Origin of the sequence: Streptomyces sp. NPDC050997, from assembly GCF_040660135.1 — a bacterium.
In the GTDB taxonomy this organism is placed as follows: Bacteria; Actinomycetota; Actinomycetes; order Streptomycetales; family Streptomycetaceae; genus Streptomyces.
Map to the genome: position 1 here is coordinate 12466 of NZ_JBFAGK010000035.1, position 15107 is coordinate 27572.

General features: G+C 66.7%; 15 protein-coding genes and 1 pseudogene. 11 read left to right on the plus strand and 5 right to left on the minus strand.

Annotated elements, in window-relative coordinates:
* Positions 1-162: 162 nt before the first annotated feature.
* From eccB to AB0H86_RS41890, 3 genes are all read left to right on the plus strand, one after another.
* On the plus strand, positions 163-1689 hold the full coding sequence (gene eccB / locus AB0H86_RS41880) for a type VII secretion protein EccB (RefSeq protein WP_362451208.1): 1527 nt from the start codon (positions 163-165) through the stop codon (positions 1687-1689).
* 100 nt (positions 1690-1789) lie between these two features.
* Entirely contained in the window at positions 1790-2971 is a 1182-nt protein-coding gene (mycP, locus tag AB0H86_RS41885; protein ID WP_362451294.1) for a type VII secretion-associated serine protease mycosin, read from the plus strand.
* Between the two features lie 202 nt (positions 2972-3173).
* Positions 3174-3791, plus strand: a complete 618-nt coding sequence (locus tag AB0H86_RS41890; RefSeq protein WP_362451210.1) for a hypothetical protein — start codon at positions 3174-3176, stop codon at positions 3789-3791.
* Between the two features lie 146 nt (positions 3792-3937).
* Here AB0H86_RS41890 and AB0H86_RS41895 read toward each other — a convergent pair whose 3' ends face one another.
* Positions 3938-4291, minus strand: coding sequence for a DUF4333 domain-containing protein (locus AB0H86_RS41895; protein WP_362451212.1), 354 nt, complete (start codon positions 4289-4291; stop codon positions 3938-3940).
* A gap of 341 nt (positions 4292-4632) precedes the next feature.
* Between AB0H86_RS41895 and AB0H86_RS41900 the strand changes: the two genes are divergently transcribed.
* The 3 genes from AB0H86_RS41900 to AB0H86_RS41910 are packed head-to-tail and all read left to right on the plus strand — an operon-like array spanning position 4633 to position 6802.
* Positions 4633-4935, plus strand: a complete 303-nt coding sequence (locus AB0H86_RS41900; protein ID WP_362451215.1) for a hypothetical protein — start codon at positions 4633-4635, stop codon at positions 4933-4935.
* A 26-nt stretch (positions 4936-4961) separates the two neighbouring features.
* Positions 4962-6251: a putative T7SS-secreted protein gene (locus AB0H86_RS41905; RefSeq protein ID WP_362451217.1), complete on the plus strand. Its 1290-nt coding sequence runs from the start codon at positions 4962-4964 to the stop codon at positions 6249-6251.
* 35 nt (positions 6252-6286) lie between these two features.
* On the plus strand, positions 6287-6802 hold the full coding sequence (locus AB0H86_RS41910) for a hypothetical protein (RefSeq protein WP_362451219.1): 516 nt from the start codon (positions 6287-6289) through the stop codon (positions 6800-6802).
* Between the two features lie 135 nt (positions 6803-6937).
* Here AB0H86_RS41910 and AB0H86_RS41915 read toward each other — a convergent pair whose 3' ends face one another.
* The gene (locus AB0H86_RS41915) at positions 6938-7654 is read right to left on the minus strand and encodes a hypothetical protein (RefSeq protein ID WP_362451221.1); all 717 of its coding nucleotides are present in this window, start codon (positions 7652-7654) and stop codon (positions 6938-6940) included.
* A 756-nt stretch (positions 7655-8410) separates the two neighbouring features.
* The gene (locus AB0H86_RS41920) at positions 8411-8764 is read right to left on the minus strand and encodes a DUF4333 domain-containing protein (protein ID WP_362451223.1); all 354 of its coding nucleotides are present in this window, start codon (positions 8762-8764) and stop codon (positions 8411-8413) included.
* Between the two features lie 654 nt (positions 8765-9418).
* Here AB0H86_RS41920 and AB0H86_RS41925 point away from each other — a divergent pair.
* Positions 9419-9889 (plus strand): hypothetical protein, encoded by a 471-nt coding sequence (locus AB0H86_RS41925; protein WP_362451226.1) that lies wholly within the window; start codon positions 9419-9421, stop codon positions 9887-9889.
* Here the strand turns inward: AB0H86_RS41925 and AB0H86_RS41930 are convergent.
* Positions 9882-10876 (minus strand): annotated as a pseudogene (locus tag AB0H86_RS41930) (transposase); the annotation flags it as partial. The gene AB0H86_RS41925 and the pseudogene AB0H86_RS41930 sit on opposite strands and share 8 nt — an antisense overlap.
* Before the next feature lie 274 nt (positions 10877-11150).
* On the opposite strand from AB0H86_RS41930, the gene AB0H86_RS41935 reads away from it, so the two are divergent.
* From AB0H86_RS41935 to AB0H86_RS41950, 4 genes are all read left to right on the plus strand, one after another.
* Positions 11151-11621 (plus strand): hypothetical protein, encoded by a 471-nt coding sequence (locus AB0H86_RS41935; RefSeq protein WP_362451228.1) that lies wholly within the window; start codon positions 11151-11153, stop codon positions 11619-11621.
* Between the two features lie 12 nt (positions 11622-11633).
* On the plus strand, positions 11634-12968 hold the full coding sequence (locus AB0H86_RS41940; protein ID WP_362451231.1) for a hypothetical protein: 1335 nt from the start codon (positions 11634-11636) through the stop codon (positions 12966-12968).
* Positions 12969-13012: 44 nt separating this feature from the next.
* A complete protein-coding gene (locus tag AB0H86_RS41945) occupies positions 13013-13510 on the plus strand; it encodes a hypothetical protein (RefSeq protein WP_362451233.1) in 498 nt (165 codons plus the stop codon).
* Between the two features lie 63 nt (positions 13511-13573).
* Positions 13574-14086 carry a hypothetical protein gene (locus AB0H86_RS41950; protein WP_362451235.1) on the plus strand — a complete coding sequence of 171 codons (513 nt, stop codon included), beginning with the start codon at positions 13574-13576 and terminating at the stop codon, positions 14084-14086.
* 479 nt (positions 14087-14565) lie between these two features.
* Here the strand turns inward: AB0H86_RS41950 and AB0H86_RS41955 are convergent, their stop codons facing one another.
* A complete protein-coding gene (locus AB0H86_RS41955; RefSeq protein WP_362451237.1) occupies positions 14566-14697 on the minus strand; it encodes a hypothetical protein in 132 nt (43 codons plus the stop codon).
* Between the last annotated feature and the right edge of the window lie 410 nt (positions 14698-15107).

The window sequence follows — 15107 nt, forward strand, 5'->3', positions numbered from 1 at the left end:
GGCCCCTTCCAGGCCTGAGCACCCTACCCGTGCCACCAGCACGGTCACGCAACAGGCATAGTAGGGGGCGGCTCTGACAGCCCAGGCATCAGAGGCAACAGAGGACGGGGTAGAACCTTCACAGGTCCCCCATGGCTCCGCACGGGGAGAGAGCGGACACAGATGGCATCACGGCGGGATGAACTCAACGCCTACACCTTCGCGAAGCGCCGTACGCTCGCATCCTTCCTCCAACCCTCTCCGACGGGCTCGGAGGAAGGCGCACCCAAGCCGCTGAAGGCGCTGTTGCCGGGCACCATCGTCGGCGTGGTGATCCTCGCGGTGTTCGGCGGCATCGGCATGTTCAGTCCGACCGCGCCCAAGGGCTGGAACGACCCCGAAGAGCACGTCATCGTCGCGAGCGATTCGACCACCCGGTACGTGGTGCTGAAGACGGGCAAGCAGAAGCAGCTGCATCCGGTCCTCAACATGGCCTCGGCCAAGCTCCTGCTGGACCCCGGCAAGGCCGATGTCATCACCGTCGACGAGAAGATCCTGGACAGCGGCAAGCCGCCGCACGGCGCCACGATCGGCATCCCGTACGCCCCCGACCGTCTGCCCTCCGCCGACGAGGCCGAGACAGCCAAGCGCTGGGCGGTCTGCGAACGTCCCGGTGAGGGCGGCCGCGCCATCCAGAAAGCCGCGTTCGTCTTCGCCAAGAAGGAGTTCGGCAAGACGGAGGGGCCCGACAAGCTCACCGGCGGCGACCTGATGTACGTCGTCGGCCCGGACGAGAAGACCCGGTACGTGGTCGACGCGAAGGGCATGTCGTACCAGATCGAGAACACCGGCGACACCGAGCTGCTGAAGGCCCTCGACACCCAGGGCCGCGCCCCGCAGCGGGTGTCCCAGGAGTGGCTCGCCACCCTGCGCAAGGGCGACCCGATCTCCATCCCGTCGATCGAGGGCACCGCGGGCGCGACGGCGAACGCCTCCGGACTCCCCGAGCAGTACGACAAGGTCGGCGAGGTCATCAAGGCCCTCAACGGCTCGCGGATGCAGTACTACGTGGTGCTGCCCGGCCGGGTGGCCGAGATCTCCGAGTTCGTCGCCACGCTGCTGCTCAACAGCGGCGACCTCGTCGCCGTCGGGCAGGCCGGTGAAGCGCAGCAGGTGAGCCCCGGCGCGGTCGTCGAAAGCACGCCCTTCGAGACGGCGAAGAACACCTGGCCGACGTTCAAGCCACAGACCGTGAACGACGGTGGCAGCGCCACCTCGGGCCGCAACACCGTCTGCAACGTCCTGCTGTCGGTCGGCGGCAAGGGCAAGACGACCCTGTCCGCCTGGGTGGGCACCGACTTCCCCGCCGAGCTGCCCACCGGCTCCTCCAGCGGCTATGTCACCGCCGGTTCCGGCCAGCTCTACCGCCAGTTCAAGGGCACGGAGACCAGCGCGGGCGGCGTCTTCCTGGTCACCGACACGGGCCTGCGTTACGCCCTGCAGTCCAACAGCGACAGCGCCACGGACGACCAGGGCGTCGGCACCTCCGCCAAGCAGCGCCAGGAGGAGCTCCAGGAAGCCAAGATCGCGCAGACCCGGCTCGGCTACGAGAAGGTGACGCCCTCGCCCGTCCCCGCGGAGTGGTCGACGTTCCTGCCGACGGGCCCGCGCCTGTCGGAGGCGGCCGCACGGCTGCCGCAGGGCTCGTAGAGGCGGGGCGGAGGAGAACGAAGCGATGCTGAACGCAAGGACGTCGGCGATCCGCGGGCGGGGCAGGAGCGCGGCGGCACTGGCCGCCGCCACCACGGTCATGGCAAGTGTCTCGGTGGTCGCCCTGCCCGCGACCGCCGCCCGCGCGGACGACCAGTGCACGTTCCCGTCGAAGCCGTACATGGGCCGCCCCTGGGCGCTGCAACGCGTCAACCTTGACGAACTCTGGGCGCAGTCCAGGGGTAAGAACGTCCAGGTGGCCGTGATCGATACCGGCGTGGACGTCAAGAACCGGCAGCTCACGCAGGCCGTCGAGGCGTCCAAGGGCGCGAACCTCCTGCCCTCGAAGAACTCCAAGGGCGAGAAGATCGAACGCGGCAACAGCCAGGGCACCACCGACACGGTGGGCCACGGCACACGCGTGGCCGGCATCATCGCGGCCCGCCCGCTGAAGGGGACCGGCTTCGTGGGCCTCGCGCCCGACGCCACGATCATCCCCATCAAGCAGAACAACGCGGAGGGCGACGGAACGGCCCTCACCCTGGCGGACGCGATCCGCCAGGCGGTCACCAAAGGCGCCGACGTCATCAACATCTCCCAGGACACGGCCAACGCCGTGAAGCCCACCTCGCGCCTGGAGGACGCCGTCAACTACGCCCTCGGCCAGAACGTCGTGGTCGTCGCCTCCGCGGGCAACGACGGCCTGGGCGGCAAGGTCCAGATCACCTACCCGGCGTCGTACAAGGGCGTTCTCGCGGTCGCGGCCTCCGACCGCAACAACGAGCGAGCCTCCTTCTCCCAGTCGGGAGATTTCGTGGGAGTCGCCGCCCCCGGTGTCGACATGATCTCCACAGTTCCCGGCGGCGGTCACTGCTCCGACAACGGTACGAGCTTCTCGGCGCCGTACGTCGCGGGCGTGGCCGCGCTCCTCAAGTCCAAGTACCCCACGTGGACGGCCCAGGAGGTCGTCGCCCAGATCGAACAGACGGCGGAACGCTCGATCCCCGCCAACGACCGCAACGTCGGCTGGGGCGTCATCGACCCCGTCAAGGCCCTGACGGACGTGGACCCGGAGCATCCCGTCCAGTCCCCCAAGCCGGAGGGCGGCGGCGTCAGGGCCGAGGCCCCGTCCATCACACCGCTGCACTTCGGCGAGACGGCCGAGGAACGCAACACGCGCCTGGCGACGTACGTCGTCGTGGGCGGCCTGGTCGTGGTGGCCGGGCTGGGCGGTACGGCGGTGGCGGTGAGGGACGCCCGGCGGCGGCGGGTGCGGGTATGACGGGCAGCGGCTCGGGGGCCACAGGCACGACGGGCAGCGGCTCGAGGGCCACGGGCACGACGGTGGTGGCGCTGCGGGGGCAGGCATGACGGCGGTGGCGCTGCGGGGGCAGGCATGACGGCGGTGGCGCTGCGGGGACAGGTATGACGGCGGTGGCGCTGCGGGGCATGCTGAGCCGGCGCGAGTGGCTGGAGGGCGGCGGGTGGACGCGCTGACCAAGCTGAACGTGCTGGGGCTGGTGCTGGCCGCCGTATTCCTCGGCATGGCCTGCGTCAAGTCGCAGCGGGTGCGCGCCTGGCGGGCCGCCGTCAATCCGTCGGCCGAGGAAGTGCCCGACTCCGCGTTCACCGTCGCCCGCGTCACCTTCGTCGCCCTGGCCGGCGTCTGCGTCTACATGGCGGTCCAGGGCTTCGGGGTCTCCGACGACGCGTCGTGGGACGACAGCGAGCTGACCAGCGCGGTGAACGGGGCCACGGGCGCCTTGGACGGCAGCTTCGACTACGGCGACCCGAACGAGGACGCGACCATCGAGTTCGACGGCGATGAATACGCCACGACGATCGAGGACGAGATCGTCGAACACGGCGGCGGCGACGCTCCCCAGTTCGGCGCGGACGCCGAGCTCACCGGCCCGACCCTGTCCGGCCGGGCCTCCTACCGCATCACGGCCGACGGGGCGAGCAAGAGCTACTGCGTACACGTCACGCGCACGCATTCGGGAAACGTCGAGACGGTCGCACCGGGCCTACCGGGTGACCAGGCGGCGGTGACGATGCCGAAGTACACGTACGCGGTGTCCAGTCAGGCGGGAGAGTGCTGACCTCCGCCGCGCGGTCCGCGCAGGCGCGTGACTGTTCTGCTCCGGTGACGCCGTGATGGCGTACGTACCGCCGACGCCCTGGTAGTCGAGTTCGGGGTCGGGGTCGGGGTCGGCGTCGGCGTCGCAGTCAGTGGCGCGCTCAGGTGTCAGTTCGCGGCCGGGGACGGTGCGTCGTCGGCCTTGATGTCGAAGTTGATGTTGTCTCCGTCGACGGAGGACACTTTCACCGTCACGCCCAGGGTGCTGCCGTCCTTCGCTGTGAGCGTGCAACGGGTGCTGGTGCCGACCTTCCCGGCGAGGTCCTCGGGGCAGGTGATGTCCGGCTTCGGCTGGCCCGTCGTGGCGGCGAGTTTCTCGGCGACCGTGGTGGCCAGCTTGTCCTTTGAGACCTTCGGCTCGGACTTGTCGGCGTTGACCGAGGCCGAGCAGCCGACGAGCAGAACGCCGACGGCTACCGCCGAGAGGCTCCACGTTGCTGCGGACAAGCGGGCCTTGGTCATGGGGGCTCCATTCCTGGTGATCAAGTAAAGAAGACGCCAGAAGCATACGTGGCATAACTGCCCCCGGGGTATTGCCGGATGGGCTCCCCGGTATGAAACCCGTAGAGCTCCATGGTCCCTTCATTTCGTCCGCCAAATATCTTCACCAGTTGTTCCGCAGTGAGGTCGGATATCTCTTCGTCGCTGCGTGCGTTGTCCCGAACTGGCGTAGCTGAGTGGCAGGAGTCGTGAGGGGGCGGTGAGAGCGCGACTTTCAGCGTGATCTTGGTGTTAGCGTGAGGGGGCTTTCAGCCAACGCGCGCCTGTACAGGCTGAGTCAAAAGAAAAAGGGGGGTCTCGCTGTGGGCGATCTCGGAGTAGGTCCGGGGGTCCTCAAGAAGGGCGCTTCGGGCATTCTGGAATGTCTCACATCGGTCGAGAAAGTAGACCTGAAGGATCCGGCCGGGCAGGCCCCTTCACTCGGGGAGCAGTCGGCGGCCGACGCGTTGACGGCGTTCTGTGCCACGTGGGAACTGGGGGCCGGGCTCCTCGCCGACTGTGCGGCGACTCTGGCGGAAGGGCTGAACTCCGCCAACGGCGACTTCACGGAGACGGACGAAGCCATTCGTGACGCGGTGAATTCGGTCAAGTCGGACTTGGGTTAGTTTTTAGAGACGGGGAATCTTCATCCATGGCAGCCGCGTTGGGGTCGACGACCGACCCCAAGGAGCTCATCCCGGGCGACACCAAGAAACTGGGCGAGCTCACCACCACCCTCAACAGTTGGTCGGGCAAGTTCGACAAAGTCGGCGACGGTCTGCGCGACCTGAAGATTTCCGGATGGACCGGTAAGGCCAGTGACGTGTTCTGGCCCACGCTGTCCAAAGAGAAGACCAACTGGTATCTCGCCGCCGACGCGATGTCCGGGGCGGCCACGGCGGTCTCCTCGTATTCCTCCACTCTGGGCTGGGCACAGCAGCAGGCCACGACAGCGATCGAACAGTGGAAGTCCGGGGATCACGACGCGGCGGAAGCGACACTGAAGGCCGCACACGCGCAGTTGGACCCCGAGGCCAAGGCATTGGCCAAGAAGCTCGACAACCTCGCGGGCGGCGCCTCCGACAGTCCTGGCTGGCTTGTCGACGCCCGGCAGTATGTCGACACCCAGAAGTGGGTCGCCGATCACGGGGCCGGCAAGACCAACCAGACCCGGTGGATGGCGGAGCGGCAGAAGTGGTTGGGCGGCGAGGAAGGCCGCTGGCGCCAGGACAAAGAGTGGGGCAAGGACGAAAACGGCAACTGGTTCATCAAGGACAAGCCGCCGCAGACAGGCGAGGGAGATCCGGCCGCGCCTGGCAGCAAGACCAACACGACCGTCAAGCTCGCCGAGTGGACCGGCGGCGCCAGTGCCTGGTCGGCGGGTGTCTCCAAAGAGGGTGAGGTGGGCGGCGCCACGCTGAAGGGCAGTGCGGGCGTTTCCGCACTCGGAGTGGACGGATCGGTCGCCGCGAGCGTAGCCAACGGACGGTTGCAGGCCGGCGCGTCGGGGACCGCGTATCTGGCTCAGGCTTCGGCGAAGGGCAGCGCGGAATACGGCGTCGCCGCGGCCCAGGTCGAGGCGAAGGCCTTCGCGGGTGCCGACGCCTCAGCCAACGTCGGCGCCGGCAAGGACGGACTGCACGCAGGAGCGGAGGCGTTCGCCGGAGCCAAAGCCACCGGGTCCGTCTCGGGTGACGTCGCCGGCGTCGGTGCCGGTGTCAGCGGCGAGGCATGGGCGGGCGTGGGTGCTTCCGGCAGCGCCGACCTGGGCATGAAGGACGGCAAATTCACCATCGGCGGCGATGTCGGAGTCGGCCTGGGCGTCGGCGGCAAGGTCTCTTTCGACGTCACCGTCGATCCCGGAAAGATGGTCGACTCGGTCGGTGACGCAGCCGACGCGGTGGGCGATGGCTGGGACAACACCGTCGGCAGTTGGTTCTAGTCTGAGCTGACGCTCATCAAGGAAGTGGATTCACGATGGCTACCACACTGCCGGTCAAGATCTCGTTCTCGCTGCCGGACGGTTGGCAGGCAGCGCCGCCGGACGAGGTGGGAGCACCCGGTGCCGCGTTCGTCGCGCTCCATCCCGCCTCCATCGACGAGGGATTCACGGCGAACCTCACCGTCGCCGGGCGGATGCGGAACGACAACGCCACCATGTGGGATATCGCCGCCGAGTCGGTGCAGCGGCTGGGCGAGGCAGGGACCGTAGAGGTCGTCAAGAAGTCCGAAATCGGCACCCCGGACATCCCCGGCCTGACGGACGCACCCGGCGTGGTCCAGAACCTCCGCCTCTCCACCACCCTGAGGGGAGAACCTCTGGAGCTGCTCCAGAGTCAGGTGTACCTCGGCATGGAGGACGTCAAGAATTCGGCGAAGCGCGCCGTCATCGAACTCGTCCTCACCGCGAAGCCGACCCAACTCGACGATGTGATCGGGGACTTCAAGGAGTTCCTCCGGACGGTGCGCCCGGCCGACGAAAGTCCTGCCTGAGGGACTCTTCCCCTGAAGGACTCTGCCTGAGGGACTCCTGGACGACAGAGTGCCCCTTGCCCCGGTGAACCTTTGGTGCCGGGAAAGGGGCACTCTGCTTGCCATGGACTTTCTACGGGCTTGCTACGGGCTTGCTCAGGCGGCAGTCCAAGCCTGTGCCGGAATCCGCTCCAGCACATCGGACAGGTAGTTCAACCGCTCGTCGACAGCCTGTGGAGACAATGTGCCGGTGTACCACGTCAACATCTCATCGCCACGCAACGAAATCGGGGAATCCTTGGCTCGCGGGTCCGACAGCAGGAAGGGCACCAGGTCACCACTCAGAACGTCCCGAACGGCGGCCTCGTCCCTGGTGGCGATACAGAATTCCTGATCGAACTCCGGTACGCCGAGCTCCATCTTGCTCCTGCGGTCCATCAGACCGTCCAGCCGGCCCGGCTGGTAAATCTCCACCTTCGGTCCCGACCCCGGCGCCGTGACAACGAAGACCGATTCGACGATGAGCTGCTTGCGCTCCGCGACTTCGCCGCCTGACATGGGGTTGTTGTACCGGTACTCGAAGAACTTGAAGGACCGGCCCCGGAACTCCCCCGTGGTGTAGTGGAAGGCGCGCAGATTCTCGCCGGAGCGGGGGAAGGGGCCTACGCCGCAATACTGATCGATCTGCCCCTGTGCGCTCGGCGTGTAGGTCCAGCCACGTTCCGGAGCCATTCGGGGAAGCTGCGCATACTCGTCCCTGACTTGCGTCTCCTGCTTGCGTCCACGTCTGGACATCACGAAGACGAGAGCGAACATGCCCGCAATGAAAGCGAAGAGCAGCCCCTTCACCAGAATTCCTACCAGTAGCTCCATGGCCAAAGACTATGGCGGATGTTGGTGACGCCGTGAACCGACCCTGATTCGCCAGCGGGCTCCGGTCGCTGCCCAGTCGGGCGTTTCGTCTGCAATGCTCTCAATTGGCGGAGGGCGGAACGCCGCGTAACACTGCTGGGATGTGCCGGATCCCACGTGCCCGGAGGCTACGGGTCGCTGTCCTTCCCGGCCTTCGTCGGCGCGGGTTCGGTGGTCAGGTGGGAGCCCCTGAAGCCAACCACCCAAGTGATCAACACCTACCGGGGACACGACGCGGACGGCGGTCCGGTCGACGAGGGGGCGACGACGCCATCCGCGTCCACGAACCGAGCCGGGGCGTCGAGAAATGCGACTGGATGGTGGCCAAGGTCTCGACACACCCGCGAGGCACCTGGCTGCGACCGGCGACATCCAACAGTCCTGCCTGCTCAGCGTGTGCCACGCCCGGCGCTGGGACGGCGAAGCCGGGGCAACTACACCGACTCACTGCCGGCCGACTGGAGCCCGTCGCCGCCTACGTCGCCAGCTGGGAGGGTGGGCTGGGTCGTTGCGCATAGGGCTACTGCGGAACGGGATGGTGAGTACTCCGGCTTCGATGACGGCCTGCACACCTTTACGGGCCGGATGCGGAACTCGCCCCGTGTGTCCCCTTAGCGTGCGCGGCCGGCGCGACGTACCTCCGCGTCTCGGTATGTCCGAACGAAGTCAGCGCCGACGGCGATGGCGGCAGTATCAGCGCGAAGGAGGGCTCAGTTCTCAGTTCGGGGCCGGGGAAGCTGTGTCGTCGGCCTTGTAGTCGAAGTTGATCTGGTCTCCCTCAACAGAGGTCACCTTGACCGTCACGCCCAAGGTGCTGCCGTCCTTCGCTGTGAGCGTGCAACGGGTGGTGGTGCCGACCTTCCCGGCGAGGTCCTCGGGGCAGGTGATGTCCGGCTTTGGCTGGCCCGTTGTGGCTGCGAGCCGTTCGGCGAGGAGCGTGGCCAGCTTGCCCGAAGACATTTTCGGCGTGGACGTTCCGACGTTGACCGAGGCCGAGCAGCCGACGAGCAGCACGCCGACGGCAACCGTCGAGAGGCTCCAAGTTGCTGCGGACAAGCGGGCCATGGTCATGATGAACTCCATTCCGGGTGGTCAAGACAAGATGACGCCGGAAGCATACTTGGCCGGGCTGCTCCGAGCATGTCGCTGGAGCGGCTTCCCCGCTTGAGCCAGAGCCGCGCTCAGGAGATGCAGATGGACGCCATGAGACTGAGTGCGTATCAGCCCGAACTGAGTAGCCATGGGATTCCACGGGCTCTGCACTTCCCCCGCAAATGATCCTCACTTGGAAGAGGGTCGACGGGAAATACTCATTGAATCCCTCCGGGAAAGATCAGGCTCACAAATTCGCCAATTTCGCATACGCCGCCGAGAAGCGCGGCGGGGGCGGAGGGTGGTCATCCTCAACGACACGTTCTGGACAGATGCGTTCCGGAGTTGCTGCGCCGCGAAGATCCACTATGAACGGACCTCCGCCACCAAGGCAGAGCCGCCCAGGGCGGCGTTGTTCGATCACTCACTGACGCCGGCGTGCGAACGAGGACGTTGGGAAGGCGGTTGTGCGTCGGCGGCATGTCCTCCGACTTCGAACGGACCTCGAACAAAGCGATCAGCTTGTTCTTCGTCGAAGCTGAGGAGCTGGTCTCGGCCAGGAGGGTGCCTCCTACCTCTTGGGCCAAGGGAAACGGGGGTGCGGTGGGTCGGCGAGCCGGGCAGCATGGCGGGATGGCCGACCAGCTGTGGGATGACGTGGAGCGCTTCTTCGACCCGGACTTGATGGGGTCGTTGCCGGACTTGCGTGTCTCAAATGCTTCGGTGGAGGACTGGCAGGCGGTCCTCAATCTTGTTGCGGAGAAGGGCTGGAAGTGCCAGTACTCCGAGGGAGAGAGGGTGCTTCCGGTGCCCCGGGCGGAGGACGTGTTGTCCCGCCCAGCGGATGCTGAGTGCCCGGATCTGCGGGTCTGGCCGACTGCCGATGTGCTGGCGATCTTCCGTTTTCATGCCGCCGATGAAGTCGACTTCGACGTCGACCTGCGGGAGTTGCAGGGCCAGGATCGACTGGATGTGTTCTGCGGCTTCCTCCGAGAGATCGGGCGGCGGCTGGGCAAACCGGTGCTGATGGACCCAGAGGGCAACTATGGCCATCCGGTGCTCGGCTTCGATGTCGTTGTCTTCGCAGAGCCGCAGGTCAGGTAACTGCGGCCGACAGTTGAGGTTCGTAGAGGGTTCCGTCGCGGAGGCGAAGAGAACGTCGGCCAGCGTCTGGCGAGGCGGAGCAGGGCCTGGGTGTGGTGCTTGCCCTGGGCGATCTTCTTGTCGTAGTAGGGGAGGTCGGGTCGCCCGGGCGAGACCTTCGTAGGCGGCGTGGTGGCCGGCAGTGGGGAAGGTGCTGCCGTCGCCGACCTCGATCAGGATGCGGGCTCCGGTCCTGACGCCGATGCCCGGCATCGACGTCAGGACTTTGGAAAGAGGGTGGGAGCAGTTCCTCGATCCGCCTGGCCAGCAGCTTGCGCTGGTCAAGTACGGCCGTCAGCGAGGCAGCGAGGCTCGGGACGAACAGCGTGGCCGCCTCGGTCCCCGGGACCGTCACGGTCTGTTCGTCCAGTGCGGCGAAGATCTCCTCGACCAGCCGCTCGGCCATCCTCGGCGCTTTCGGCCGCAACAGTGTGACCAGCCGACACCGGCCGGCCTTGCGTATCTGGGCCGGTGACCCGAACCGTTCCAGCAGGGTGAGGACGGCCGGGTGCTGCAACCGCGGCCCCAGCACTCGTTCCAGCGAGGGATGGATCTGGGTCAGCAGGCCGTGCAGCCGGTTGACGACCCTGGTCGCTTCGCCGGCCAGATCGTCGTCGAACCCGTCGATCATCTCCAGCTCGGCGATCGTCTAGTCCTCGCCGTCGATCGCCCGCAGGGTGTGAGGCATCGGGCGGGCCGCGTCCGCGATGATGAACGCGTCCTCGCGTCGGTCTTGGCCTAGCCCGCGTAGAAGTCGGCGATACGCCGCATCGTCAGCCCTGGCAGATAGGCGACGGGGCAGCCCATGTCCCTCGCGACCGCGAGTGGCAGGGCGCCGATCGAGGCAGACTGGTCGACCACGACTAGCACCGTTCCGTGCTTGGCATGGAGTTTGGCGAACAGCTCGCGGAGCTTGGGATCGGTGTTTGGCAGGCGCTTGTCCCCGATACACGAGCGCGAAGCCTGCCTGCACCTGTTCCGCCGGCTCCACCGCTACAACGCCTGACGCCGCCACTCCAGCCGTGGACAACACAGCCCCAGTGCCTTCGGAACAGCACTCACTTTCCTGGCCCCAGCCGCGTGACACGTGTACAAGAATTCGAGTCAAGACCCATCGCCTATATCTCCCTGTCTGTCCAATCGAACGTCCTCCTTTTGTGGGTGAGCTTGTTCAGGCCGAGGGTGGGGCGTCAGGGGTGGGGCGTGGCCGGTAGTGTGCACCGTGAGCTTCCGTGATGCGCGCGGCAGGCACGGCACGGATGAAATGCGTATGCAACGGGGGTTGCTCATGGGATCCGGAGACGGTGGCGAGCCGACGCTTGCGAGCTCACCGGGCGACAAGGCGCGCGCAGCGAAGTTCATGGAAGAGCACATGATGCCGGATACCCAGGCAGCCGCCCGTATGGCGGACGGCGGTGGCGCGGTGCGGACGCCCTTCGTCGCCTCGGTAGCCCCTGCGAGCCCCCTGATAAAGCAGGACACCGGACTGAAAGGGCTCTCTGCCTGGGCCTCGGACCAGGCTGTATCCGACGCGCTGACCGTTTGGCAAGGGCAGGCGAACCGGCTGATGGGCCGGTTGCAGCAGGAGACGAACGGGCTACACGGTACGAAGACCCTCCTCCAGAACCAGGACATCACCGTCGGCGCCCAGGCGTCCGGCGTACGGCCCCCGAGCAGCTTCGACGGAATGTGACGGGGAACGGCCATGACGTTGAACTACCACGATGTGATGACGGCCGATCTGTCTCCGCTCGCCGACGTGTCGAAAGCGTGGAAGAAGATGGGCGACCGCTTTGGTGAGTTGAAGACTGACTACGAGAAGCACGTGCAGTCCGTGCTGGGCAACGGAAATTGGCAGGGGCTCGCCTACGGCACGCAGCAGCAGTACGCCTCCGCCACTGCCGTCGAGTTCGGAGCCGCCAAGGCGGAGGCGCTGGCCGTCGCCAGTCTTCTCACGGACGCCCACACCGAGCTGACCCGCCTGCAGAAGGCGGTCAAGGATCTGGTCCAGGACGCTGAGGAGAAGGACTACAAGGTCGACGGCTCCGGCAAGGCGACGTACGTCGGGTACGACAAGCTCTCCGAACAGGAGAAATATGCCCTCCACCACGACCCCGACTACTCCCAACTGATGGTCGACGCCCGTGAGAAGGCGCAGGGGTGGACCGACGGCATCGCCAAGGCGGTCAAGGCTGTCGACGAGGCCGACCAGAGTGTGAAGCGGGCGCTAGCTCGCGCGACGAGCGATGTTTCGGGGGACGGCATTGGGTTCGGCGGATTCAACGCCTCGGCCGTGGGCGACCTGGCGAAGGCAGGTAAGCCGGACCCCAAGGGCACTGCGAAGACCGGTGGGTGGGTCTCCGAAGGTGACTCCGAGGCCTCCGGCCCCGGTGTCGGTACATCGGCCACCGGCCCCAATATCGGGGCCGGTAAGCTCGGCGAAGCCGAGGCGCATGCCGACCTCGGCCGCGCGACCGCGGAGGGCTCGCTCACCAACGGCCCGATGAAGCTCGCCGGGGATGCCGAAGCCTATGCGGGCGCCAAGGGCTCCATGGCTGGCGGCATCACCAACGAGGGCATCCAGGGCGAAGCAGGCGCCTTCGTGGGCGGCGAAGCCTCGTCCAAGGGGCGGGCCGACCTGGGCCCCGTCGGGGTGTACGGGCGGGCGGAGGGTATGGCGGGCGCCAAGGCCGGTGCCAACGCGGGGGCCGGTGTCGAGGGCGTGCAGTTGGGCGGCGAGGCATTCGCGGGTGCGAAGGGAGGCCTCGCCGGGGGTGCGGATGTCGGGGGAATTGGAGTGGGCGGGACAGTCGAGGGATGGGCCGGTCCTGGCGCGGAGGCAAGCCTGAACTTCAGCAAAGACACCGACGGCGCATGGCACTGGAAGCCTGAAGTGGGCCTCTCCCCCGGCCTCGGTGGCGCCGTGGGCCTTGAGGTTACTGTTGACCCGGGGAAGATCGCCGACACCGCGAGCTCGGCGGCCGACGCCTTGGGGGATGCAGCCGGGTGGGTCGGCGACGGGGTCAGCAGCCTGTTCTGATGCACGCCCCCGTGGATCCACTGCCGTAGTAAGGATGGCCCGAGATGCCCACGACCCTGCCCGTACCCATCCAATTCGAACTGCCGGAAGGCTGGCGGGCTGAACCGCCGGATGAAGCTGGCGCGCCGGGTGCCGCGTTCGTCGCGCGGTATTTGCAGCCGGATGCCGGATTCACTGCGAACATTACAATCGACGGTGAGTACCGCCCGGACGCGACGGCGCTGTCCGAGATCGCTCACGAGTCCGTGGGGCGCCTGCGCCAGGCCGCTACGTCGGTCGAGGTCACCGGACACCATGAGATCGGCTCGGCTGATGCGCCCGGCTTCACGCAGACACTGGCCGTCTCGGCCGTCGTCAGCGGCGTGCACCGCGACCTCGTCCAGTCACAAGTGTACCTATCCATGCTGGACGTCGCCGATCCGCACAAGCGGGCGGTGATCCGTCTGGTTCTGACGGCCACCGCGTCTCAATGCCCTTACGTCCTGGGCGACTTCCAGGACTTCGTGCGTACGGTCCGCCCGGACACCCGCGCGGCTTCATAGCGCGTCCTGCCGCGCAAGCGGCAAACCTTCCACCTACAACCCGACCTCTCATAGGTTGACTTCATGGGACTCTTCGACAAGCTGACCGGAACCAAGCACCCCGACAACGGTGTCGCGCCGCGCTCAGCCGCTGAGGTGCGCAAAGCCCTGCTCGGCCTCAACCAGCCTGATGTCCCGTACGTTATCCGCGACGGCGCCGCGAAGGGCGCCGATCTGGTGGCGGAGTGGCGTATGGCGGAGCCCGCCTGGCAGGCCATCTTCATCGAGTCGCAGCTGACGCGTGCCGTTCGGATTCGGATGCGTCTGGTCCAGGAAGACCATGAGGTGCGCGCCCTTGAGGAAGGGTGGGAGGTCACCCGAGTCGGGAATCCGCCGAAGTTCAAGATTTCGGGATCGTACTCGCGCGGGCCCGACAGGACCGTCTCCCGCCACTACAGAGTCGAGCGCGGGGAGAGCGGCCGCCTAGAAGCGACGGAGACATTTCGCTTCAACGGTGCTGACCTGCGCAACCCATTGGAGGACGCCGTCCTCCAATCGGGTTGGACCTGGCGCGGAGTGATCTTCGGCAAGCTGTGAGGTTAGAGGGCTCTTGAGTTCGCCGCCTTGGTGTGCGGGCATCCTCCACCGTTTGCCCTGACACCTCGCCGACGGGCTCAGGCTGGGGTGCCTTCGAGTACCAGGATCGGTCCCGCCTGCCCATCGCGCGCCGCCCCCAGTCCTCAAGAGGGGTTCAGCCGGGCGCGGGGTGTCGTGGTTGCGGTAGAGGGGCCTCAGCAGCTGGATGAAGCGAGGAAGCAGTCGAGGTCGACGGCCAGTTGAGGCTCGTTGTCGATCAGTGCGGCGAGGACGTGCTACTTGTCGATCTTGGGATTGGCCAGAGCCCAGGTGATGGGCAGGTCGGCGTCGGGGGTGCCCACTGGACGCCTTTCAGGACCCAGTAGAAGTGGGTGTGGCAGTAGGTGCATTCGCCTAGCCGGTCAGACTCGAGCGACGAACATTCTCGCGAGAGCAAGCGCACTCCACGGGCGTGGAGTCTCGTGCCAGAGCTCAGGCCGTCAAGCGTCCGTGACATTTAGCTCCATTGTCCGCTTCGCGCCGACATCTGTGGCCACCTTCTCGGCGAACAAGGGGTCGCTCCTGTACTTGGCCATGATGGTGTTGAGCGAGTTGCGCTCGGGGTTGCCCACGTCCTCCGGATCCTGCTTGAGGCGACCTTCTCAGCAGCGGCAATGGCCTCAGTGGCCTCGGCTCCACTGCTGTAGCTCACATCTGAGAAGCCGTACTCGGCCTGGTCAATGATCAGCCGCAGGGCTTGCGCGGCAGTCGTGTCGCTTTCGGTGGCTTCTGTAACGATGCCCTTGATCTGGTCGCGCAGGTTGCTGGCGTTCTGCGTTGCGCCGGCCAGGTCCGTCGTAGGAGCAGGGGCGCCGTTGAACGTGGCGTCGCCGGTGTCTACCACCATTGGTGGTGGTGTTCCCACCCGTCACATTCGCTCCGTCAGCCTCCTTCTTGCGGTTGCCTTTGCGTCTTCGGCGAGTTCGTTGGACTTCCCGTCCGACGCCGCGTGAATCAAGGGACCAGACACGCGAACGCATGA

Excerpts from the sequence above, each read along its gene's own strand:
- mycP (WP_362451294.1), top strand. The coding sequence starts at position 1,790 with ATGGCAAGTGTCTCGGTGGTCGCCCTGCCCGCGACCGCCGCCCGCGCG.
- AB0H86_RS41905 (WP_362451217.1), top strand. The coding sequence starts at position 4,962 with ATGGCAGCCGCGTTGGGGTCGACGACCGACCCCAAGGAGCTCATCCCG.
- AB0H86_RS41910 (WP_362451219.1), top strand. The coding sequence starts at position 6,287 with ATGGCTACCACACTGCCGGTCAAGATCTCGTTCTCGCTGCCGGACGGT.
- AB0H86_RS41940 (WP_362451231.1), top strand. The coding sequence starts at position 11,634 with ATGACGTTGAACTACCACGATGTGATGACGGCCGATCTGTCTCCGCTC.
- eccB (WP_362451208.1), top strand. The coding sequence starts at position 163 with ATGGCATCACGGCGGGATGAACTCAACGCCTACACCTTCGCGAAGCGC.
- AB0H86_RS41945 (WP_362451233.1), top strand. The coding sequence starts at position 13,013 with ATGCCCACGACCCTGCCCGTACCCATCCAATTCGAACTGCCGGAAGGC.
- AB0H86_RS41950 (WP_362451235.1), top strand. The coding sequence starts at position 13,574 with ATGGGACTCTTCGACAAGCTGACCGGAACCAAGCACCCCGACAACGGT.
- AB0H86_RS41915 (WP_362451221.1), bottom strand. The coding sequence starts at position 7,654 with ATGGAGCTACTGGTAGGAATTCTGGTGAAGGGGCTGCTCTTCGCTTTC.
- AB0H86_RS41925 (WP_362451226.1), top strand. The coding sequence starts at position 9,419 with ATGGCCGACCAGCTGTGGGATGACGTGGAGCGCTTCTTCGACCCGGAC.
- AB0H86_RS41920 (WP_362451223.1), bottom strand. The coding sequence starts at position 8,764 with ATGACCATGGCCCGCTTGTCCGCAGCAACTTGGAGCCTCTCGACGGTT.
- AB0H86_RS41895 (WP_362451212.1), bottom strand. The coding sequence starts at position 4,291 with ATGACCAAGGCCCGCTTGTCCGCAGCAACGTGGAGCCTCTCGGCGGTA.